Source organism: Kiloniella sp., assembly GCF_965205715.1.
Lineage (GTDB): Bacteria > Pseudomonadota > Alphaproteobacteria > Kiloniellales > Kiloniellaceae > Kiloniella.
In genome coordinates, this window is sequence record NZ_CBDBHW010000009.1 from 52,713 (window position 1) to 74,917 (window position 22,205).

Annotated in this window: 25 protein-coding genes; 10 read left to right on the forward strand and 15 right to left on the reverse strand. The window is 46.4% G+C overall.

What is annotated here, in order from left to right; translation table 11 throughout:
• Positions 1-13: 13 nt before the first annotated feature.
• Complete coding sequence (locus tag ACOGW3_RS09930) at positions 14-769, reverse strand: SDR family oxidoreductase (protein ID WP_419902826.1); 756 nt, start codon at positions 767-769, stop codon at positions 14-16.
• Positions 770-891: 122 nt separating this feature from the next.
• Here ACOGW3_RS09930 and ACOGW3_RS09935 point away from each other — a divergent pair, with 122 nt between their 5' ends.
• Positions 892-1,098 carry a DUF6494 family protein gene (locus tag ACOGW3_RS09935; RefSeq protein ID WP_419902827.1) on the forward strand — a complete coding sequence of 69 codons (207 nt, stop codon included), beginning with the start codon at positions 892-894 and terminating at the stop codon, positions 1,096-1,098.
• Positions 1,099-1,254: 156 nt separating this feature from the next.
• Here the strand turns inward: ACOGW3_RS09935 and tnpA (ACOGW3_RS09940) are convergent, their stop codons facing one another.
• Together tnpA (ACOGW3_RS09940) and tnpA (ACOGW3_RS09945) are read right to left on the reverse strand one after the other, a co-directional pair.
• Positions 1,255-1,689 carry an IS200/IS605 family transposase gene (gene tnpA / locus ACOGW3_RS09940; RefSeq protein ID WP_419901075.1) on the reverse strand — a complete coding sequence of 145 codons (435 nt, stop codon included), beginning with the start codon at positions 1,687-1,689 and terminating at the stop codon, positions 1,255-1,257.
• 185 nt (positions 1,690-1,874) lie between these two features.
• A complete protein-coding gene (tnpA, locus tag ACOGW3_RS09945) occupies positions 1,875-2,309 on the reverse strand; it encodes an IS200/IS605 family transposase (protein ID WP_419901154.1) in 435 nt (144 codons plus the stop codon).
• A 110-nt stretch (positions 2,310-2,419) separates the two neighbouring features.
• Here tnpA (ACOGW3_RS09945) and ACOGW3_RS09950 point away from each other — a divergent pair, with 110 nt between their 5' ends.
• Both ACOGW3_RS09950 and ACOGW3_RS09955 read left to right on the forward strand, forming a co-directional pair.
• Entirely contained in the window at positions 2,420-2,833 is a 414-nt protein-coding gene (locus ACOGW3_RS09950; RefSeq protein WP_419902828.1) for an EF-hand domain-containing protein, read from the forward strand.
• Positions 2,834-2,929: 96 nt separating this feature from the next.
• Positions 2,930-3,199, forward strand: a complete 270-nt coding sequence (locus tag ACOGW3_RS09955) for a sigma factor (RefSeq protein WP_419902829.1) — start codon at positions 2,930-2,932, stop codon at positions 3,197-3,199.
• A gap of 144 nt (positions 3,200-3,343) precedes the next feature.
• Here ACOGW3_RS09955 and tnpA (ACOGW3_RS09960) read toward each other — a convergent pair whose 3' ends face one another.
• The gene (gene tnpA / locus ACOGW3_RS09960; protein ID WP_419901075.1) at positions 3,344-3,778 is read right to left on the reverse strand and encodes an IS200/IS605 family transposase; all 435 of its coding nucleotides are present in this window, start codon (positions 3,776-3,778) and stop codon (positions 3,344-3,346) included.
• A 107-nt stretch (positions 3,779-3,885) separates the two neighbouring features.
• Here tnpA (ACOGW3_RS09960) and ACOGW3_RS09965 point away from each other — a divergent pair, with 107 nt between their 5' ends.
• From ACOGW3_RS09965 to ACOGW3_RS09980, 4 genes are read left to right on the forward strand one after another with little or no spacing between them, the layout of a single operon-like run.
• A complete protein-coding gene (locus tag ACOGW3_RS09965; RefSeq protein ID WP_419902857.1) occupies positions 3,886-5,061 on the forward strand; it encodes an ISL3 family transposase in 1,176 nt (391 codons plus the stop codon).
• 22 nt (positions 5,062-5,083) lie between these two features.
• Positions 5,084-5,452, forward strand: a complete 369-nt coding sequence (locus ACOGW3_RS09970) for a sigma-70 family RNA polymerase sigma factor (RefSeq protein ID WP_419902830.1) — start codon at positions 5,084-5,086, stop codon at positions 5,450-5,452.
• The gene (locus tag ACOGW3_RS09975) at positions 5,449-5,916 is read left to right on the forward strand and encodes a hypothetical protein (RefSeq protein WP_419902831.1); all 468 of its coding nucleotides are present in this window, start codon (positions 5,449-5,451) and stop codon (positions 5,914-5,916) included. The genes ACOGW3_RS09970 and ACOGW3_RS09975 overlap by 4 nt, the downstream gene beginning before the upstream one ends.
• A complete protein-coding gene (locus ACOGW3_RS09980; RefSeq protein ID WP_419902832.1) occupies positions 5,916-6,401 on the forward strand; it encodes a periplasmic heavy metal sensor in 486 nt (161 codons plus the stop codon). Before ACOGW3_RS09975 ends, ACOGW3_RS09980 begins: the two co-directional genes overlap by 1 nt.
• Before the next feature lie 10 nt (positions 6,402-6,411).
• On the opposite strand, the gene ACOGW3_RS09985 is transcribed toward ACOGW3_RS09980, so the two are convergent.
• The 9 genes from ACOGW3_RS09985 to ACOGW3_RS10025 form a co-directional block, all read right to left on the reverse strand.
• On the reverse strand, positions 6,412-8,595 hold the full coding sequence (locus ACOGW3_RS09985) for a PAS domain S-box protein (RefSeq protein ID WP_419902833.1): 2,184 nt from the start codon (positions 8,593-8,595) through the stop codon (positions 6,412-6,414).
• A gap of 220 nt (positions 8,596-8,815) precedes the next feature.
• Entirely contained in the window at positions 8,816-9,604 is a 789-nt protein-coding gene (locus tag ACOGW3_RS09990; RefSeq protein WP_419902834.1) for a succinate dehydrogenase iron-sulfur subunit, read from the reverse strand.
• A 37-nt stretch (positions 9,605-9,641) separates the two neighbouring features.
• Complete coding sequence (sdhA, locus tag ACOGW3_RS09995) at positions 9,642-11,444, reverse strand: succinate dehydrogenase flavoprotein subunit (RefSeq protein WP_419902835.1); 1,803 nt, start codon at positions 11,442-11,444, stop codon at positions 9,642-9,644.
• Between the two features lie 10 nt (positions 11,445-11,454).
• Positions 11,455-11,835 carry a succinate dehydrogenase, hydrophobic membrane anchor protein gene (sdhD, locus tag ACOGW3_RS10000; RefSeq protein WP_419902836.1) on the reverse strand — a complete coding sequence of 127 codons (381 nt, stop codon included), beginning with the start codon at positions 11,833-11,835 and terminating at the stop codon, positions 11,455-11,457.
• 1 nt (position 11,836) lies between these two features.
• Positions 11,837-12,229: a succinate dehydrogenase, cytochrome b556 subunit gene (gene sdhC / locus ACOGW3_RS10005; RefSeq protein WP_419902837.1), complete on the reverse strand. Its 393-nt coding sequence runs from the start codon at positions 12,227-12,229 to the stop codon at positions 11,837-11,839.
• Positions 12,230-12,494: 265 nt separating this feature from the next.
• Positions 12,495-13,193, reverse strand: a complete 699-nt coding sequence (locus tag ACOGW3_RS10010; protein ID WP_419902838.1) for a substrate-binding periplasmic protein — start codon at positions 13,191-13,193, stop codon at positions 12,495-12,497.
• A 171-nt stretch (positions 13,194-13,364) separates the two neighbouring features.
• Positions 13,365-14,453 (reverse strand): MaoC family dehydratase, encoded by a 1,089-nt coding sequence (locus ACOGW3_RS10015; protein ID WP_419902839.1) that lies wholly within the window; start codon positions 14,451-14,453, stop codon positions 13,365-13,367.
• A 48-nt stretch (positions 14,454-14,501) separates the two neighbouring features.
• Positions 14,502-15,383, reverse strand: a complete 882-nt coding sequence (locus tag ACOGW3_RS10020) for an HpcH/HpaI aldolase/citrate lyase family protein (RefSeq protein WP_419902840.1) — start codon at positions 15,381-15,383, stop codon at positions 14,502-14,504.
• Positions 15,384-15,664: 281 nt separating this feature from the next.
• Positions 15,665-16,861 (reverse strand): MFS transporter, encoded by a 1,197-nt coding sequence (locus ACOGW3_RS10025; RefSeq protein ID WP_419902841.1) that lies wholly within the window; start codon positions 16,859-16,861, stop codon positions 15,665-15,667.
• 123 nt (positions 16,862-16,984) lie between these two features.
• On the opposite strand from ACOGW3_RS10025, the gene ACOGW3_RS10030 reads away from it, so the two are divergent.
• On the forward strand, positions 16,985-17,947 hold the full coding sequence (locus tag ACOGW3_RS10030) for a GlxA family transcriptional regulator (RefSeq protein ID WP_419902842.1): 963 nt from the start codon (positions 16,985-16,987) through the stop codon (positions 17,945-17,947).
• Between the two features lie 123 nt (positions 17,948-18,070).
• A complete protein-coding gene (locus ACOGW3_RS10035) occupies positions 18,071-18,526 on the forward strand; it encodes an N-acetyltransferase family protein (RefSeq protein ID WP_419902843.1) in 456 nt (151 codons plus the stop codon).
• A gap of 103 nt (positions 18,527-18,629) precedes the next feature.
• Here ACOGW3_RS10035 and ACOGW3_RS10040 read toward each other — a convergent pair whose 3' ends face one another.
• Complete coding sequence (locus ACOGW3_RS10040) at positions 18,630-19,646, reverse strand: aspartate-semialdehyde dehydrogenase (RefSeq protein ID WP_419902844.1); 1,017 nt, start codon at positions 19,644-19,646, stop codon at positions 18,630-18,632.
• A gap of 601 nt (positions 19,647-20,247) precedes the next feature.
• On the opposite strand from ACOGW3_RS10040, the gene ACOGW3_RS10045 reads away from it, so the two are divergent.
• Entirely contained in the window at positions 20,248-20,880 is a 633-nt protein-coding gene (locus ACOGW3_RS10045) for a LysE family translocator (protein WP_419902845.1), read from the forward strand.
• A gap of 76 nt (positions 20,881-20,956) precedes the next feature.
• Here ACOGW3_RS10045 and leuB read toward each other — a convergent pair whose 3' ends face one another.
• Entirely contained in the window at positions 20,957-22,069 is a 1,113-nt protein-coding gene (gene leuB, locus ACOGW3_RS10050; protein ID WP_419902846.1) for a 3-isopropylmalate dehydrogenase, read from the reverse strand.
• Positions 22,070-22,205 lie beyond the last annotated feature (136 nt).

Consider the following 22,205-nt stretch of genomic DNA (forward strand, 5'->3'; position numbering starts at 1 on the left):
GCCACAACTTCATTTACCGCCCTCCTGAACAATCAAGAATAGAGCCATTGCAATAAGAGGCCCCATCAGAGGAGAGCCACATCACAGCATTCGCAATTTCCTGAGCCGTACCAGCTCGGCCTTTTGGAATCATCGGCGCAATACGGTCCACGCGTTCAGGCTCTCCGCCAGAAGCATGAATTTCCGTATCGATAATGCCAGGTGCAACCGAATTCACCCGGATGCCCTCTCCGCCAACTTCTTTTGCTAAGCCGATAGTCATGGCATCAACGGCTGCCTTAGAGGCTGCATACCATACATATTCTCCCGGTGAGCCCAAGCGCGCGGCAATCGACGAAACAGTGATGATAGATCCACCATCCCCTCCATGCCTGGTCGACATTCTCTTTACTGCAGCTTGAGAACAGTAGAGTGCCCCCATAGTATTGATGCCAATGACGCGGTTCATAATTTGGGGATCTACGTCATCAAATCGACAAATCTTACCCGTAACTCCTGCATTATTGACGAGCACGGTAACGGGCCCCAGTTCTGTTTCTACTTTATGAAACAGACTTTCAACCTGCTCAAAATCAGAAACATCTGCTTTATGAGCTATCGCACGACCACCTTTTTTAACTATTTCAGCAACGAGGTCATCGGCTTCAGATTTGCGATTGTGATAATTGATGCAGACAGAGTACCCCTGAGCTGCTGCTGAACGCGAAATAGCAGCCCCAATGCCTCGGCTTCCGCCAGTTACTATCATTACCTTTTGCGTCGCAGTCACTCGTTTTGCCCCTTATATTGCATTGCGGGATCATAAAAGCCTGAAATGCTTACAAATTCAACAACCAGATCTACCTAAAACAGATATAATGGCAAATTAGCAGTGTAAATCGGGAGTATAAAATGAACGAAGATGCCCTAAACATGAGTATCCGAAAATTTTTAAAAAAGGTAGGCATTACCTCACAAAGAGAGATTGAGGCCGCTATTCGCCAAGGGTTGGAAGGCGGAGATTTAAACGATAAAGCCACGCTTCCTATCAGCGTTAAACTCTACTTACCCGAACTTGGCCTTGATCATACGATAGAGGGGAAAATCGATCTCGAATAATTTTTTTCTACACTAAGCGACGGTTTTCAATTTCTCCTGCGTTCTAAGAACATGAAACAATTTATGCCGGAGAATTTAGTTAAATGACCCCCGGCAAAGCCGGGGGCTTAAGCGGGTGAGCCCCTTAAAGGGGCAAATTGGGAACCGCTAAAGCGGTTATGGATTGAATATATCCATTTGGTCAAAGTACTTATCACGCTCTTCTTGCGTTCTGATATACTCCCTCACCATCTGTTCATCGAGCCCTACAGTTGAGACGAAATATCCACGGGCCCAAAAATTTTCACCCTTGAAATTCCGTGCTTTATTTTTGAATTTTCGAGCTATGGCAATCGCGCTTTTTCCTTTTAGGTATCCAACGACTTTTGAAACAGCATGTTTGGGCGGTATGCTGATACACATGTGAATGTGATCCGGCATCAAATGGCCCTCCTCAATCTTACTTTCGCGATGCCCGGCCAGTTCATGGAAAATTTCACCAAGATACTGACGTAGGTTGCCATAGATAACTTTTTTCCTGCGTTTAGGGATGAAAACCACGTGGTATTTACAATCCCATCTCGTATGTGCAAGGCTTTTGTAATCTCTCATCGGCTAATTCCTTTGTTATTTTGGTCAATAAACAAAGAAATGTAAGACCGTGGGAACGGTCAAACCATTGAGAGTCCCCCGGCATAGCCGGGGGTTTACCGGATTAAGTTAAATGACCCCCGGCAAAGCCGGGGGCTTAAGCGGGTGAGCCCCTTAAAGGGGCAAATTGGGAACCGCTAAAGCGGTTATGGATTGAATATATCCATTTGGTCAAAGTACTTATCACGCTCTTCTTGCGTTCTGATATACTCCCTCACCATCTGTTCATCGAGCCCTACAGTTGAGACGAAATATCCACGGGCCCAAAAATTTTCACCCTTGAAATTCCGTGCTTTATTTTTGAATTTTCGAGCTATGGCAATCGCGCTTTTTCCTTTTAGGTATCCAACGACTTTTGAAACAGCATGTTTGGGCGGTATGCTGATACACATGTGAATGTGATCCGGCATCAAATGGCCCTCCTCAATCTTACTTTCGCGATGCCCGGCCAGTTCATGGAAAATTTCACCAAGATACTGACGTAGGTTGCCATAGATAACTTTTTGCCTGCGTTTAGGGATGAAAACCACGTGGTATTTACAATCCCATCTCGTATGTGCAAGGCTTTTGTAATCTCTCATCGGCTAATTCCTTTGTTATTTTGGTCAATAAACAAAGAAATGTAAGACCGTGGGAACGGTCAAACCATTGAGAGTCCCCCGGCATAGCCGGGGGTTTACCGGATTAAATTATGATTAGTAAGAAAACGATTATTTTAGCAACCAGTATTGCTTTCATGACTGCTGGGGCCGCTCTCGCAGCAGGCGGCGGTAAGTGGAATAATCATTTTAAAGATGCCGATGCAAACGGAGATGGCCAGATTACACAAGAGGAATTACAGAACTCGCAGGCAACACACTTTAGCCAAACCGATAGTAATAGTGATGGCCAGATCAGCCTTGTTGAAATGGAACAGGCAATGGCCAAGCGCATGGCAGAGAGAATGAAATCTAAATTTGAAAAGATGGATGCCGATAATTCTGGCAGTCTTACCGCCGACGAATTTAACGCCCGTATGAATAAAATGATGGAGCACTTAGATAAAAACGGCGACGGTGTAATCAGTATCGACGAAATACCACAGCATGGTCGCGACAAAAGCTAGACGTTACGACAAAGCAAGCAAAGATGTTGGCAACGAAACAAGAAACCAGGGCCTAGGATGAGACACCCTCATACCCCCGAAGAGGATGCAAAGCTTATGGCCCTGGTCGCACAGGGAGATGCAGTTGCCTGCCGGCTCCTTGTGCAACGCCATCTTAGCCCTCTAGTAGGATTAGCCCTAAGAATTACCAACAATAATTCAGAAGTAGAAGACATTGCTCAGGAAGCGTTTGTAAGGCTATGGAAACAAAGCGCAAATTGGCAGGCAAAAGCAAAAATTTGGCTCTTCTCCGCTTTGTTGAGTAGAAAAAGATGCCGACCGCCAAGTAACCTGTTGATATGTATGGTTTCTGATAACTTTACATAGAGCAGGTATATGACAATCAACATCTCGCAGCATATTTTAGGCCTCAAAGGGCAACGTGTAAATGAAGTTAAATGACCCCCGGCAAAGCCGGGGGCTTAAGCGGGTGAGCCCCTTAAAGGGGCAAATTGGGAACCGCTAAAGCGGTTATGGATTGAATATATCCATTTGGTCAAAGTACTTATCACGCTCTTCTTGCGTTCTGATATACTCCCTCACCATCTGTTCATCGAGCCCTACAGTTGAGACGAAATATCCACGGGCCCAAAAATTTTCACCCTTGAAATTCCGTGCTTTATTTTTGAATTTTCGAGCTATGGCAATCGCGCTTTTTCCTTTTAGGTATCCAACGACTTTTGAAACAGCATGTTTGGGCGGTATGCTGATACACATGTGAATGTGATCCGGCATCAAATGGCCCTCCTCAATCTTACTTTCGCGATGCCCGGCCAGTTCATGGAAAATTTCACCAAGATACTGACGTAGGTTGCCATAGATAACTTTTTTCCTGCGTTTAGGGATGAAAACCACGTGGTATTTACAATCCCATCTCGTATGTGCAAGGCTTTTGTAATCTCTCATCGGCTAATTCCTTTGTTATTTTGGTCAATAAACAAAGAAATGTAAGACCGTGGGAACGGTCAAACCATTGAGAGTCCCCCGGCATAGCCGGGGGTTTACCGGATTAAATTAAACTGGATGACGGCGGTGTTAAGATTGTCATTCACTGCAGCCGAGACGCGCGTAGGAGGGCTATAGACCCTGCTACAGGCCAGAAGGGAAGCATCAACCAGCATGTCCGCCGACAAGTAAACGACATCCCCCTTTTTGGGTATCCTTGTGTGGTCGAGATTGAGCTGGCGCAGGTTTATATTAACAAGGGCGAACGCCGCATTGAGGGGTGTGATTTTGTTGATAAAGGGTGCCGTTTCACTCACCGATTTTGCCGACTGATCAGTGGATTATGTCGGCATATGTCTATTCAAGCGGTTTCCAGACATTTGGATATACGATGGGAAACGGTCAAGAATATCGACAGGGCATACCTTATTGAAACTCTCCCTACGCTTGATCCTGCAGAGCTAACTGGCTTGGAATATATTGGTGTAGATGAAGTTGCCCGGGCGAAAGGTCATGACTACATGACGGTGGTCTACGATATGGTTGGCGGTCATCTGATCTGGGTTGAAGCAGGCCGAACTGCCGAGGTTTTTTCAAGGTTTTTGAAACAACTGCAACCAGATACAGCCTGCAAAATAAAGGCCGTAGCGATGGATATGGGGCCTGCCTACCAAAAGGCTGTCAGAGAGTCCTTGCCGTTGGCCGACATAGTATTTGACCGTTTCCACGTCATGAAAAACTACAGCAAAGCTATCCATAATCAGCGTCGACTTGAGTTCAGAAAGGCCGATCCAAGTGGTAAAGAGTTGATGAAAGGGACACATTATCTGTTGCTCAAAAATGCGGATAAGTTGAGTGAAAAACAAAGTGACAAGCTGCAAAGGTTGCTGGAGAGCAATAGCAACCTGAATGCACTTTACGTCTTGAAAGAACAGCTTCAGCTGCTGTGGAGTGCCGCTTCATTTGAGGCGATGGCGGAGCAACTGGAACGTTGGTGCCTGATAGCAGATCAGTCACAGATGCTCTATCTAAAAAAGTTCGCGAAATCCCTACGGAAACATTGTGTGGGCATCTGCAACTACGCCAAACACAAGCTCACAAGCGCCAGGATAGAGGCTGGTAATGTCAGTATAGGAATGATCCGTAAGCGAGCCAGAGGCATCAAGGATACCGAATACTTCAAACTCAAAATTAGACAATCATCCATTCCAGATAATCAATCTATGCTCTATTTGAAATCCTAAATCTACTCAACAAAGCGGAGAAGTGCCAAAAATTTCAACCTGGCTTTATCGGGTCACCCACAATTTATCTATAGATGCGATTAGACGAAGAGAGCGGCAAAACCTGGCAGCGACTGATATGACTGAGATTGAAGACACATCAACAAACCAAACCGGCATGCGGCACAAACAAGACGTTACCAATCAGGTAGAAGCCGCTATATCTTCATTACCAGAACGACAACGAACAGCAATTACACTGGTCCACCACAGAGACTTAAGTAACAAGGAAGCGGCCAGTATAATGGACATTTCAGTTGATGCTCTTGAATCCTTATTAGCTCGAGGCAGAAAAGGACTTCGAAAGCTACTGGAAGATCAACGGGAAGATCTGTTAGGAGTACAAATATGACGGATCAAACACCTCTCAATCAAAAAGACAAAGAACAATTACAGTTCTTACTCGATTGTTACGGAGCTTATGAACACCATTGGCCCGAAGATAAACGTTCCTGGATGTTAGACTTGATGAAAGAGTCAACAGAAGCTCAGCATTTACGTTCGCAGGTCATCGACCTCGATCAGCTTTTGGACCTGGCACCTTCCGAACCCAATACTGTCCATTTACTGGATTCCATTTTGGCAACGGCTCCCACACCCGCTGCAAACAAATTCGCTTTAAAGAACTGGTGGCCCTACGAAAGTATATGGCGCCCCCTATCAGCACTAACGACAGCTGGTGCTTTTGGACTGATGCTGGGCACGAGCTCACCCGACTGGGTCTACAACCAAGACAATATAGAATTAGAAGAGGCTTACGTTTCTTTCAGTGAAACAAGCTTCACCGGTGATTTTCTGGAAGGAGAAATCAACTAATGCCAACTCCATCCAAGAAAACTCTCACGATACTTTTTTCAATCTCGCTTGCCCTCAATATCTTTTTTGGCGGCCTCGTTGGTTCCCACCTTTGGCATGCCAGAAACTTTGGAGGACCATCCGAATATGGCAAGCCACACGGACAAAAAAGCCAGTGGCGGAACCTCACTCCAAAACAGCGAGATCTATTCAAAAGTATTTGGCGCGAGCACAAATCAGAAATAAAATCTGGTTTCAAAGAAATCCGGGGATCGCACAAACAACTGAAAGACAATTTGAAGGGAAAAACCGAACGCGTAGAATTTGAACAGGCCTTCGATACTTTTCTCGGGGATCAATCAGCCATCCGCGGCAAGACTATTGAAAAGTTACTCGACATTGCCATGACGCTCCCACCTGAGGATCGCAGTATTTTTCTTTCTCTTTGGGGTACTGGCCCCGGGCGACCACGACCTCATGACCAGGGTAGGCTCAAAAAGCCTTAAATAACATTCTTTAGGCTCGAATCACCCTACTTTTCGGCAGCATCACAGATGCTGTCGTGCCTTTTCCCTCTTCACTCACCAAGGCAAACGCACCGTCGTGAAGATTGCACAATTTTTGTGTAATCGATAACCCGAGGCCGGTACCCTGGCTTTGCCGTGTCATCGTACCATCAACTTGAATGAAGGGATTCAAGACCTCTTCCAATTTGTCATCAGGTATACCTATTCCCGTATCAATGATTTTGATTGAGATCCCTTCTCCATTGTGGTGCCCCACAATTCGGATCTTCCCCCCCGCCGGTGTAAATTTAACCGCATTTGAAAGCAAGTTAATCAGTATTTGCTTCACACCGCGCTCATCCGCATAAACATCAGGGAGGTTTGAAGGAGTATCGACCTCAAGTTCAAGCTCCCCATGATCGAGACGAGGACGTATTATGGTAATAGAAGATTCAATCAATTTATTAAGACTAAGGCTCTCTTCATTGAGAGTAAATTCTCCCGCTTCAATCTTGGACAGATCGAGAATATCATTGATTAACTTTAGAAGATGATCACCACTATTTTTGATATCGCTCAGATACTCTTGATATTTACTTGAGCCGAGAGGGCCAAAGATTTCTCTCTCCATGAGCTCAGAAAAACCAATAATCGCGTTCAAAGGAGTCCGAAGTTCATGGCTCATATTGGCAAGGAATTCCGATTTTGCCCGGTTGGCTAACTCCGCACTTTCCTTGGCTTCCATCAATTGGGTCTCAGCCAGTCTTTTCTCAGTAATATCTTCCTTTGTCGCGACATAATTAGTAATCACACCCTGTTCATCGACGACACTTGAAATCGAAGCCCATTCCCAGAAATACTCTCCGTTTTTACGACGGTTTTTAAAAGCCCCGCTCCAGACTTTGCCACTCGAGATCGTTTTCCAAAGTTTGCGGTATTCATCCTGGGTGGTATGTCCTGACTTTAACATGTCAGGGTTTTTGCCGATGACTTCAGCCGCTTCGTACCCCGTAACTTCTAGGAACTTTGGATTAACATATTCAATAACCCCATTAGGATCCGTAATTTGAATCGCAACTGGATTTTGCTCAACAGCTTTGGACAGTTTTCGCAGATTACTTTCTACTTTTTTACGTGCAGATATATCACGGATAAAGGTAACTCGATTGGTTTGCCCATCTAGAACACTTGTTTTTGCGCTGATACTGATCTCAAAAAAAGAGCCATCTTTTCTTATGCCTACGGCCTCATAAGTGCCTTCTCTTGCATGAGATATATTCTCTTGAACCAAAGACATAAATTCAGGTGAAATCAAATCTTTGGCACCAAGAGAGATCATCTCTTCATATTTATAGCCGAACATTTTGAGGGCAGCATGGTTGCAATCACTCATTCCCCTATCTGAATGAATAATAACCGCTTCATTTGACAATTCAGAAAGCCTGCGAAGGCGTTCTTCACTTATCCTCAAAGCCTGCTCCACCTGTTTTCGCGCAGAAATATCAATACTAATACCAATCAACCCGCCAAAGCTGTTATCAGGATTATCGAAGCGGGCCTTGTGCATAAGGATATGAAGATCCGAACCATCTTCCCGGGTAAAAATAGCCTCTTGTTCTTGAGTTCGCCCTTTTGCTATCGCCTTTTTGTCCGCTTCAATAAAGACATCAGCCAACTTAGGAGGAAAGAGTTCATGAGAGGTCTTTCCCACAATTTCATCGGGCTCTAATCCGATATTTTTGAGAAATAACTTATTACAGCCAAGGTACTTGCCTTGATGGTCTTTAAAATAAACCTGGGCAGGCATGGCGTCTATTAACGTCTGCAGGAAGTGGTTGTGTTGCTCGACGGCTGATTCTGCGGCTTCAAGTTCTCCTATTCGTTTACTAATTCTGGTAAAAGAAGGAATAATTTTTAAAAGCCCGAATGAGAGAAAAAGACTCCCACCAATATACCCCACTAGTAAACTCAGGGCAGGCACCGTAGCAAAATTTCCAATGGTGAAGGGGCCCCTAAACTGTTCAAAGTTTTCTGCAATCCCGCAAAGGCTGCCCAAAGCCATGAGGGCAAAGCCAATCGCGAGATAATTCCATCCCTGTAGAGACAGGTCCTTCGCCGGGCGACGCCAGGTTACAACGCAGAAAATTATCAAGAAAACAGCTGTCCGAATTATATCGGCAGTCAGATCCAGCATTTAAAACAGATCCCTTACACCTAACGCTACCTAGCCAAATTTCGAACTCTTGAGTATCACTTTGATACATGCTCTCTTTAATAGATGAGCTGTCACAATCCCCGAAAATGATATCAATAGAGAATACTTTTACCAAGTAAATGCGACAAAATAGTTTCCATAAAAAAGGCCGACACTAAGGTCGGCCTTGTTCATAGAAGTTAGTCACCTACGGACCAAATCAAACTTTACGCTCAACCATCAATTTCTTGATCTCGGCGATAGCTTTAGCAGGATTTAATCCTTTAGGACAGGTCTTTGTACAATTCATAATTGTATGGCAGCGGAAGAGCCGGAAGGGATCTTCAAGATTATCCAGACGTGAGCCTGTTTCCTCATCCCGGGTATCGGCAATAAAGCGATACGCCTGCAGCAAAACGGCTGGACCGAGATAACGGTCGCCATTCCACCAATAACTTGGGCAAGATGTTGAACAACTAAAACACAGGATACATTCCCAGAGCCCATCGAGTTTTTTACGGTCTTCAGGTGTTTGAAGTCGCTCTCTCTCTGGTGCCGCAGTGGTTGTTTTCAACCAAGGCTCAATAGATGCATACTGGGCATAAACCTGATTGAGGTCAGGTACCAGGTCCTTGACCACAGGCATGTGTGGCAGAGGATAAATTTTAACCTCGTCATCACCTTCCACATCGCTACAAAACTTGGTGCAGGCAAGCGTATTACTGCCGTCGATATTCATCGCGCAAGAACCGCAGACACCTTCACGACATGACCGACGGAACGTCAGCGTTGGATCAATTTCATTTTTGATTTTGATCAGCGCATCCAGAACCATTGGCCCACAGTTGTCCATATCAACTTCGTAGACATCTTCACGTGGGTTTTCACTATTATCCGGATCCCAACGATAAACGCGGAATGTCTTGGTCTTTGTTGCGCCAGCCGGAGCGGCAAATTTCTTGCCGCTCTTGTTTATTTTTGAATTGGCTGGAAGTGCAAATTCTACCATTTTTTATTCTCTCCTTGACGCTTTTCCCACAGACCGCTTAGTAAACACGGGCTTTGGGTGGGAAGGACTGAACATCATCTGACAACGGCTCCAGGTTAACTGGGCGATAGTCAAAGGTTACAGTCCCGTCATCGGCACATTTGGCCATGGTGTGTTTCATCCACTTTTTGTCATCGCGATCCGGGAAATCTTCGCGGGCATGCGCGCCACGACTTTCTTCACGGTTTGCCGCACCTGACATCGTTACACGCGCCTGATACATCAGGTTGTCCAACTCAAGTGTTTCTACGAGATCAGAGTTCCAAACCATAGAACGGTCAGAAACCGCGATATCGTCTTTTTTCTTCCAGATCTCACCCAGCGCTTCAACGCCTTCGTTCAGGGTCTCACCTGTTCTAAAGACAGCAGCATGACCTTGCATAGCCTTTTGCATTTCAAGGCGGACTTCAGAGGTCTTCATGGAGCCTTTGGCATAACGAGCTTTATCCAGGCGTGCGAGGGAATTGTCACCTGCATCTGCCGGAAGGTCAGCCTGTTTGGCCCCTGGCTTCACAGTGTCGATGCAATGAAGTGCCGCACCACGCCCAAACACGACAAGATCAAGAAGTGAGTTTGATCCCAGACGGTTCGCACCGTGGACAGAAACGCAAGCTGCCTCACCAATCGCCATAAGTCCCGGAACTTCCACGTTTGGATCGCCGTTCTTACTTGTGACAACCTGGCCTGTGTACTTACATGGAACTCCGCCCATGTTGTAATGACAGGTTGGAATCACAGGAATTGGCTCTTTAGCCACATCTACGCCGGCAAAAATACTGGCCGATTCTGCAATACCAGGAAGGCGCTCATCAATAATCGCAGGGTCGAGGTGCTCAATATGCAAGTGGATATGATCGCCACCAGCACCGACGCCACGGCCATCACGAATTTCCATGGTCATTGCACGACTAACAACGTCACGGCTGGCAAGATCTTTAGCACTCGGGGCGTAACGCTCCATAAAGCGCTCACCTTCAGAGTTGGTCAGATAACCACCTTCGCCACGAACTCCCTCAGTAATAAGACAGCCAGCGCCGTAAATACCGGTTGGGTGGAACTGAACGAATTCCATATCCTGACAATCAAGACCGGCCCGCAAGGCCATGCCGTTACCATCACCTGTACAGGTATGTGCACCCGTACAAGAGAAATAAGCGCGGCCATAACCGCCAGTCGCCATGATAACTTTTTGAGCGCGGAAACGATGGATCGTCCCATCATCAAGGTTCCATGCCACTACACCGCGGCACTCACCATTTTCCATGATCAAGTCGATGGCGAAGTATTCAATAAAGAACTCCGCATGACGACGTAGACTTTGCTGATAGAGCGTATGCAGCATGGCATGACCGGTACGGTCGGCAGCAGCACAAGTTCTTTGCGCAATTCCTTCACCAAAACGGGTTGTCATACCACCAAAAGGACGCTGATAAATTTTGCCCTCTTCAGTACGACTAAAAGGCATGCCGTAGTGTTCTAGCTCAACAATAGCAGGAACAGCTTCGCGTACCATGTATTCGATTGAATCCTGGTCACCCAGCCAGTCTGACCCTTTTACGGTGTCATACATATGCCAGCGCCAGTCATCCTCTCCCATGTTACCAAGGGAAGCAGAAATCCCGCCTTGGGCTGCAACAGTATGGCTACGGGTTGGGAAAACTTTTGTGATACAAGCCGTTTTAAGTCCCGCTTCGGCCAAACCCAGTGTCGCACGCAATCCTGCGCCACCGGCTCCGACGACGACCACATCATAGGTGTGGTCAATAAACTCATATGCTTTGTTTGATGGAGCAGTGTTCATCGTTTATTTCCTAGCCCCTGAATAAAATCATCAAAATTGAAAGAACACCTGTCAGACCCAAGACAACATGGATAGACAGACTCAGGAACAAGGTCACAACCTTGCTGGCCTCACCGTGAACATAATCTTCGATCACGACCTGCATCCCCTGCTGCGAATGAAGTAGGCCTACGGAAATGAGAAGAATCAAAAGACCCGCCACAATCGGCGACTGTACCCAAGCGACAAACTGAACATGATCCGCGCCTGTCATCAAAGCGACAGAGAACACAAACCAAAGCACGAGAGGGATTAGAGCAAGACTGGTCAGGCGTTGTGCCCACCAGTGTGAAACACCTTCTTTGGCAGAGCCTAGACCACGCGCGCACCCTAATGGAGAACGAAGCGACATATCAAGCACCTCCCATGACATAAGCGAGGACCCAAAGTCCCAACGTGATCAAAACAGTAAAGATCATTACAGCCTTACCTGATGCATAGGCAGTTTCAAGTTCAAGGCCTTTACCCGCATCCCAATAGAGATGTCGGATACCGTTGCATAGGTGGAAGATAAGAGCCAATGTCCAACCGAAGAGCATTAAGCGGCCGAACCAAGAACCCAAGAAGGATTGTACAAAATCAAAATATTCAGCGCCGCTTGCTGCTGCAACAAGCCACCAGATCAGGACGATAGAACCAACAGATGTGGCCACGCCCATGATGCGAAATAGAATTGAAAGTACGGAAGTTAATTGAGGACGATACACCTGCAAATGAGGTGAAAGAGGTCTGTTACCCCTGGACATATTTTCTTTCCCGATATTGCGCGCTGGTTCCGCAATTTAACTTCGCACGCCTTATATTTTTGCAGAACCCAAAGATTTAACGACGTTAAACCGCATTGCAGCATTAGTCAATGCAAGGCGACAAAAACTCGTCAAAGAACGACAAGGCATTAAGCTAATTAGCCGATTAAGATATATGCCAATGCCACTTATTCGCAACATAATACAGGCTGAAAACAACTCAATATTGCGTCGCAACATAGCCCCCTAGTTATAAATATAAAATTCAGCGATACCCCTGCAAGATTGCTTCATAGACCCCTTTTTTATGAATTCTTTTCAAGGCCTGCTTAAAATCATTAACCATCAAATCTGAAGTTTCGTTACTAAAGGCCATGTAACCACCGGTCCCCACCTCAAATTCAAAAACCTTGCGCACCAAACTTTTGTCATAACCATTCTTTTTCAAGAGGTGGTAAGCGGTCAATTCATTCTCTAACCACAAATCAATGCGGCCCTTCACCAGTTTTCCGATATTGAGTTCATTTTTGGGCACCTGTTGTACACGGACAAAGTCTTTCTCCAAAAGGTATTGCGTTCGAACATCTTCTGCCGTCGCCCCGATATTATACTTCCGGGCATCATCAAGAGAATCAAGTTGAACATCTGCCCGACTTTCCAGCACAAATAGCCCTGCGTTATACTCACCTACAGGGCCGATCCATTTGAACAGATGCTCTCGCTTTGGGCTCCTGGCAATCGTGAAGATCAGTACATTTTCTTTTTTTAGTGCAAGATCGTAGGCCCGCACCCATGGATAGATTTTGATTTCCACATCCAAGCCTAGCTCTTCCAAAACAGCTTGAACAATTTCCGTGCTTACCCCTGTTATTTTGCCATTCTCAACATAGTTATACGGGGGAAAATCATCCGCAACTATCTGGATTGAGCTCGCGGATGCAAGGGCAACAAACTTGAAAGTCAATACAAACAGTAGAACCAAAAGAACATAAACTGCCTTCATCACCTGCCTCGACATTGTCCTTGTGCGAAAAATCAAAGAAGGAGTTAGAGTAACAGAAGTTTCTTAATTATATAGAAATACCTATGTTATTGTCGGCCCGACATCCTTTTCTAAACAGATCTCTGGTTCAGATTATTTAGGCATCAAAACAGTATAGTCGAAATCGAGCACTACATCAGGATGGTAACGACCATCCTCTTGCCTAAGGGGCCGACTTGCACAATCGTTGTTTTTAGTTCCGACTAATCGAACTCTCAACGCACCAAGATCATTTCTTGAAGAGGGACCATTCTTCTCTGGCAACTCAATTTTTTCAAGCACTTCACTCCAGGCATAGATGGTATCACCAGCAAAGGTTGGCGCCACATGGGTTCCCCCGTTTATGGCAGCAATCTTGATCGCATTTTCCATCCCATTAAAGGAGAGGGCGCGCGCCAAAGAAATGATGTGACCACCATAAATCAATCGCTTGCCAAAACGGCCCTGGCTTTCAGTATGATTGTTGAAATGGACCTTAGCTGTATTTTGATACAGCCGCGTCGCCATTTGGTGTTCGGCTTCCTCGATCGTCATACCATCGACGTGAACGATCTTTTCACCAACCTCATAATCCCCCCAGCGATAAGGAGATCCGGATAGCTTTTCATCAAATTCAGACATGTTCAGGCTATCAGGAAGAGTAAGCTCCTCAACGGATACGACCTTAACCAAATTTGGGACAACAGTCTCTGGAGCAGGAGAATCAACAGAGCGCTTTCGAACCATTACCCACCGGACGTAACTCAGGACTTCTTCGCCCCTTTGATTACACCCAGTAGAGCGAACATACACCACACCGGTTTTCCCGTTTGAATTTTCCTTTACACCAATGACTTCACTCGTTGTTGTCACCGTATCTCCGGGATAGAGCGGAACCCCAAATACGCCTTCGCCATAACCAAGATTTGCAATCGCATTGAGGGAGATATCAGGGACCGTTTTGCCAAAGACAATATGGAAGGCAAGGCAGTCGTCAACGGGGGATCGTTCAAGCCCAATTGAACGGGCAAATTCATCTGATGAAGACAGAGCAAACCGCGAGCCATAGAGTGCCGTATAAAGTGCCTGGTCGCCAGAGGTTACGGTGCGAGGAGTGGCGTGTTCTATTTGCATTCCCAAATAGAAGTCTTCAAAGAAATTGCCACGTTTCGTTTTGCTAGCTATCACCTTTTGCTCACTCATATCCATCCCCTATAGCTTTTCTTTATTGTTTTTATTTCAGGTCAATTTTTAATTGTTCTGTTCGAGATCGGTAATCATCTCAGATAAAGCGATCAACCTTCGGGCTTCTTCGGCGTGCAGGTTCTCAATCAACTGGCCGTTCAAGACAACGACCCCCTGCCCCTGCCGATCGGCTTCTTCAAAGGCCTGAACAATAGAATGAGCCTTTTCAACGGCCAGGGATGATGGCTCAAATATTTTATTCGCGGTTAGAATTGTTTTCGGATGGATTAATGTCTTGCCATCAAAGCCGAGTTCACGTCCCTGTACGCATGATTTTTCAAAACCTTCATCATCACTCAAATCGAGGCATACGCCATCGACAATCGCGATGTCATAGGCCCGTGCGGCCAGAAGGCAAAGCCCGAGAGAGGTGATAACTGGCAAACGCAGCTTTGTATGACTCGCATGAAGGTCTTTTACCAGATCCGACGTTCCCATCACAAAACAGGAAATTCTGTTTGATGACGCTGCGATCTCTTTGGCATTCAACATTCCGAGCGGTGTTTCCATCATACACATCACGGACATCGTAGCGGGTGCCCCCGCCTGATCCATTAGATCAATGAGGTTTTGGACCTGCTCTGCCGTTTCGACTTTAGGAAGGAGGACGGCATTTGCAGAGGTTTTCGCAATAGCTTCAACATCATCCACGCCCCAAACAGTGTCCAGGCCATTAACCCGAACAATAATTTCACGGTTGCCATAACCCCCTTGATTAACGGCCTCAACTATTAAATTTCGGGCTTCGACTTTATTACTTTTGGAAACCGCATCTTCAAGGTCGAGGATAAGAGCATCCGCAACAAGTGTTCGACCTTTCTCAAGAGCCCGAGCATTCGATCCCGGCATATAGAGAACCGATCGACGAGGTCTTTGGATAGCAGCCATTCCCTTTTCCTTACTTGCACTTGTTTATATTTATTAGCGCAGCATTTATTGTGCACTGCAGCATTTATCGTATCATTCCACCATTCTCCTTTTCAGACAAGACTTTTCATTTCCAACTTTTGTGTTTTTTCTTACCAAATATTACTTCCCTCCATCATCCCACCCATCATTTACTGACTGGCTCGAAACAGTTCACAACCTTGCAACGTAAAAAAGGATGCGAAAAATTCACATCCCTTTTTGTATTATTGAGGATAGAAGCGCGTTCCCTTTTTCAGCCTTTAGGCTAATTGTGGCTTCCTTTTCAAAGCAAACAATCCAACAACTGCCACAAGAATGAGAGGGAAAGACATCAGAGCCACCGAGTTCCAATCAAACGTTGAGATAATCACCCCCGATCCAAAAGAAGCTAATGTAGAGACCAGAGCAACAAGGGTATCATTCGCACCCTGAACAATTGACCGCTCGTTTGGTGCCAAGTTGTCATTCAACATATTCGTCGCACCAATAAATCCAAAATTCCATCCCACGCCGAGTAAAATCAACGAAATATAGAAGTGCCCAAGCTCAATCCCGGCCATAGCCGTACCCGCGGAGAGAGAGAGCAAAAACAACCCACAGAACACAACTCGTCCAGATCCAAAACGCGAGATCAAACTTCCCGTGAAAAAGCTCGGCGCGAACATGGCAATGACGTGCCAACGAATAACATCGCTTGCCTGGGTTTCGCTGAACCCACAGCCAACCATCGCCAGAGGCGTGGGAGCCATCAATAGAACCATTACGCCGAAAGAAACTGCGGCACATAAAATAGCCGTATATACCGGGCGACGACGTAATATTGAGCTCACAGGAGCCTTGCTTAAAACCTTCTTCGTGGCGTCTTGCTCGCTCTTAGGTAAAGCCAACGCCAAAATGGGTAGGCACCCGATCAGTGATATCATCGTTATTGCCCCATAGGCCCCCGCAAAGGGTATCGGAGAATAATAGTCTTTCGTATAAACAAAGACTTCTGGACCAATCAGCGCCGCGACCAAGCCTGAACCCAGAGTGATTGAGATTGCCGTCGGCCGCCAAGATTCAGAAACTACTTCTGCCGCTGCAAAACGAAAATAACCAAAACAACTCGTTGCGGCCCCCATGGCAGCATGAGCCAAACAGAGCATCAGAAAATTAGCATAAAAGAGACTATAAGCTCCGAGTAATCCACCGATTGCGGCAAAACAGGCACCAAGCAGAAAACCTCGTTTGCGGCCAAACTTTCCCATAAAAACAGACATCGGGGCGGCAAAAACCATTCCTGCCAGCATCTGTAAGGAAACAGGTAATATGGCGAACTCTTTTGCAGGTGCAAGCATAGCCCCGGACAGCCCGCCAAGGATAATCAACATCGGCATTGGCGTACCAAGTATGGCATTACCGAGTAAGAGAAGAGGAAAATTTAATCTCTGCCTCGTACTCAAAGTTGGGGAATTCATTTGTTGCGACCCTTTGGAATTGATTTGACGAGCGGAACCTTAACTGATTAAAAGTTTGACTGAAATGATATTTCAACATCATATTTTGCCAAATCCAATTCATACGATTAGAGGACAAGCCGCATGCTAGAAACAAAAATGATTGATGTTTTTGTGTTTGACGGCGTCAACCTCCTCGATATCAGTGGCCCTGTTCAGGCTTTCCACAGCACCCCTGGCGCAAAGAAAATTCCCTACAAACATCGCTTTATTACTATGAATGGAACCAACGCCCGGACCTCCTGCGGAATGGAAATCGTCGCCCAAGGTTCACTTAAAAATCTCACTGATCATGCCGACCTTCTCATCCCTGGGGGCAGTGGTGTCGATAACTACATAGACAATGAAGAACTCACAGAAACCTTAAGACGCTTTTCAGCCGCCTCAAACTCAAACCGATTAATTTCAATCTGCTCAGGCTCCTTAATACTCGCCGCGTCTGGCGTTTTGGATGGGCGGGAAGCAACTACACACTGGTCTCGTGCCCAAATGGCCCAAAGCATGTTTCCAAAAGTGATCTGGAAACTCGATACCATCTATACCAAGTCTGATCGGATCTATACCTCTGCCGGCGTTTCAACCGGAATAGACCTTGCCCTGTCCATTATTGAAGAAGACTACGGCACCAGTACTTCCCTTGATGTCGCTCAGGAACTGGTGGTCTATCTCAGACGAAATGGCGGACAACGTCAGTTCTCACACCTTCTCGAAGCACAAATCAAGTTGGAACCCAAACTGTTGAAACTCGTGGATAAAATAACGAATAATCCTGCTCAGAACTGGACCCTATCCGAGCTCGCAAATCAGGCAAACATGAGCCCCCGGACACTGGATAGAAAGTTCAACCAAGCGCTCAACGCCTCCCCGGTCCAGTTTGTCGAACTCACCAGATTAAACCAAGCCAGGGTCCTCTTATCCAAAGGCGTATCGATGAAACAAGTCGCCGGGCTCTGTGGTTTTGGAGATCTTCAAAATATGCGTCGCAGCTTCACCCGCCACTTGGGAATTACCACGACAGAATACCTCCAACACTTTGGCCCGACTTAGATGAAGCATATCATAGTTTCAAAGAGCTTTATCAAAGCTTCTTTGCAATCTTCCCCAACCTATTGACCGCCTCACCAGACAAAAGCAATATTCTGACTAGGCTGAATTAAATATGAGCGCGGCATGCAAATTCGGAATTATAAAGACGATGATTGGGCGGCATTGGCAACGTTCAAGGTTACCGATGCTCAAACTGAATTTGTCGAACCTATTATAGAGACACTGAGAACCACAAGCCTCACCCGAGACAACTTTGTCATGGAAAAGAACGGAAGGATTATTGGATTCTTCCAGATAGATTCAACTTCAAACAGTCAGTGCATCGCTAATCACCTGGAACTGCATGAAGTTTTCATAGATCACAGCCAACAGGGCAAAGGATACGGCCAAGAATTCATTCTCGCTTTGGCACCATTTCTGAAGGGAAAGTACCCTAAATCCTCAGGGGTATGTTTGACAGTAAACTGCCGAAACACCAAAGCCATACGGCTCTATGAGTTCGGCGGCTTTGTAGATACTGGCGACCTGAGAACAGAAGGGAAAGCAGGGCCGCAGTTCATATTAAGGAAAGTGATCTAAAGGGGCAGTATGTCTCTTGCTTCTGGGCAAATCAAAAAAAGGGCTCGGAAAAATTCCGAGCCCTGCAAGTACGACAGAGGAGGACATTAAGAACGACCTCAGCCTAGCTGAGATGGTCCTTAATAAGCAGCTCAGCAATCTGAACCGCATTAAGGGCAGCGCCCTTACGCAGGTTGTCAGCGACAACCCACAAATTAAGACCGTAATCAACGGTAGGATCCGTACGAATACGGCTAACAAATGTTGCATCTTCACCCGCAGCTTCCTGCGGTGTGACATAACCTTCGTCCTGACGGTAATCGATAACAGAAATACCTGGTGTGTCTTTTAAGAGCTCACGCGCTTGCTCCACGGTAACTTCTTTTTCGAACTCAACAGATACCGCTTCGGCATGGCCAATGAAGACAGGAACACGCACGCAAGTTGCTGTCACTTTGATTTTTGGATCGAGAATTTTCTTGGTCTCGACCGTCATCTTCCATTCTTCTTTGGTGTAACCGTCATCCATGAACACATCAATGTGCGGGATTACGTTGAAGGCGATCTGCTTGGTAAAGCATTCCTTGGTAACGGGATCATTCACAAAAATACCACGGGTCTGGTTGAACAGCTCATCCATCGCATCTTTACCTGAACCAGAAACCGCCTGATAAGTGGAAACGACGACACGCTTAATCACACCAGCATCATGAAGAGGCTTAAGAACGTGTACCATCTGAATGGTAGAGCAGTTCGGGTTTGCAATGATGTTGCGTTTTTTATAACCAGCCAAATCTTCTGGGTTAACTTCTGGAACGATCAAAGGCACATCCGGGTCCATACGGAAATGGGATGTATTATCGATCACAACAGCACCGGCAGCAGCCGCTTTTGGTGAATACTCTGCAGACACCGCACCACCTGGTGAAGATAGAACAATATCAATGCCTTTAAAGTCAAACGTCGCCAAGTTTTTAACTGTTAGCTCACCCACATCACCAAAGGACACGTTTGTGCCTGCGGAACGACTGGAAGCCAAAACGGTGATATCGTTGATATCGAACCCGCGCTCAGACAGAGTTGTTAAAACTTCACGACCTACGGCGCCAGTAGCACCCATTACTGCAATCTTGTGACCCATGGCTTTAGCCTATGCTCTTTCAGTTGCTGGCCTCACAATGAGACCATTTCAAATATCTTCGCATCCATCTGCCTTTTGGCAGAAATAGAAGCCCTAAAGAAAAAGGGCCGCCCCTCAATGGGACGGCCCTTTTATCAGCCTTTATTCCCGAGAGGATTTACCTTCTGCCACCCATCTTCACCTTAGTGGTGGTGACAGGTGTGGTGGTAATCATGGTCCAGGTGGTTGTCACGGTTGCAACTGGACGCGCAGCAGAGAACGCACGGCGAAGAAGCTTCGCAGTGTGTGCAGCGCGCGGTGCGTTATGTGCAACGTGATTAAACATAAAACCTAGTCCACTCGGGTATTAACTCGGTCGCTAACGTAATCAGCTTTAAACTGGTGGTCAACCGAGAAATTATCGATTCTTAAACAATACATCAAAGAAAGCTTATTGTCCCCTGACAACACGCTCAAAGATATAGAGTGCTGACAAAGCCTAGCATGACATGACCCAATCTTAAGTCGATATCCGATTTTCCCAATGACATAAAATAAATCTCTTTACCAAGCCCCAAACCTGTGGATGGCTCTCATTATACTTATATTGAAAGGCATATGAATGAGTTTTGAAATCTGGCTCGCATTTGTTGCAGCATCAACGGCACTACTTCTCATCCCCGGGCCAACTGTATTGTTAGTCCTAAGCTATGCAATCAGTCAGGGACGAACCGTTGCATTGGCAACTGTTGCCGGCGTTGCCTTGGGTGATCTTATAGCGATGACAGCTTCACTTGCTGGACTTGGAGCAGTCGTACTTGCCTCTGCTACCATTTTCACCGCATTAAAATGGGCTGGAGCCATTTATCTGATCTATTTAGGCGTGAAGCTCTTTCGCAGCGCCCGTACAGCATCGCTTGGTAATCTGGAAGATGTCTCGCAGACAACGGCATCTAGTGTATTTGGTCACGCAACTGCAGTAACAGCCTTAAATCCAAAATCTATCGTGTTCTTTATTGCTTTCGTTCCGCAATTTATAACAACAGAAAGAGAATTATTACCACAATTTGCCATCTTGACTGCGACGTTCGTCGGGCTTGCAGCCATCAATGCGCTAGCATATGCACTGCTTGCCGATAGGCTGCGTCACAAAATAGCGCGACCATCAATACTCGCAACACTATCTCGTTTTGGTGGCGGTGCATTGGTCGCAATGGGAATAGCCACAGCAGCTTTCAAACGGGCAACGCAATAAATTTGAATAGACGTTTGGCTCGTCAATAGTTTAAGGGGCGCACTCAGCGCCCCTTTTATATTCTCGAAACCGCCTATTAAGCAGTTTGTTCGTCAAGTTCGCGAAGAAGGGCTGTTCCCATACCTTCGGTGGAAACCAATTCACAACCATCGGCCATGATGTCACCGGTACGCTTGCCAGAAGACAGAACCTTAGTAACAGCATTTTCAATGAGATCGGCTTCATCACCCATATCGAAAGAATAACGCAGGTTCATGGCGAAGGAGAGAATTGTTGCCAACGGATTGGCTTTGCTCTCGCCTGCGATGTCTGGGGCGGATCCGTGTACTGGTTCGTACATGGCTTTACGACGACCTGTTGCATCCGTTGCACCCAACGATGCAGATGGCAACATACCGAGAGAGCCCGTGAGCATAGCCGCAGTATCAGAAAGCATATCCCCGAACAGATTATCCGTCAGAATAACGTCAAACTGCTTAGGTGTGCGAACCAGCTGCATTGAACAGTTATCGGCATACATGTGAGAGAGTTCTACGTCGTCAAAACCTTCGCCGTGAAGTTTGGTGACTTCTTCACGCCATAGCAGACCTGATTCCATAACATTGGCTTTTTCAACAGAGCAAACCCGACTATCACGTTTCCGCGCGAGATCAAAAGCAACCTCGGCAACACGACGGATTTCAGAAGTAGTGTAAACCTGCGTATTGATGCCACGACGTTCGCCATTGCCGATGTCTTCGATACCGCGAGGCTCTCCGAAGTACACACCGCCAGTTAACTCACGAACGATCATGATATCAAGGCCAGATACCAGTTCAGGCTTCAGGGATGACGCTTCGACAAGCGCATCAAAGCAAAGTGCTGGGCGAAGGTTGGCAAAAAGCTCCATCTCTTTACGCAAACGCAGCAGTCCGCGCTCTGGCTTGATTGAGAAATCGAGGTTGTCCCACTGCGGACCACCAACAGCACCCAACAACACGGCGTCGGCTTCCATCGCCTTATCCATTGTCTCATCCGCGAGCGGCACACCGTGTTTGTCGATAGCTGCGCCACCGACGAGATCTTCGGTGATGTCAAAGCTCACTGCACGGCGCTTATCCATCCAGTCAACAACGCGATTTACTTCGCGCATTACTTCTGGACCAATACCATCACCGGCGAGAATCAATAGATTTTTGTTAGATGCCATTTTTCGCTTCCGCACTTTCTTACAAAAAGACGGCTGGCAAATGCCAGCCCACTATATCCGTACTATTCATTCGGGATCTTCATCGACCCCTAATCTTCATCGACTGAGAGCCAGTCGAAAAAATGGGGGCCAGTAA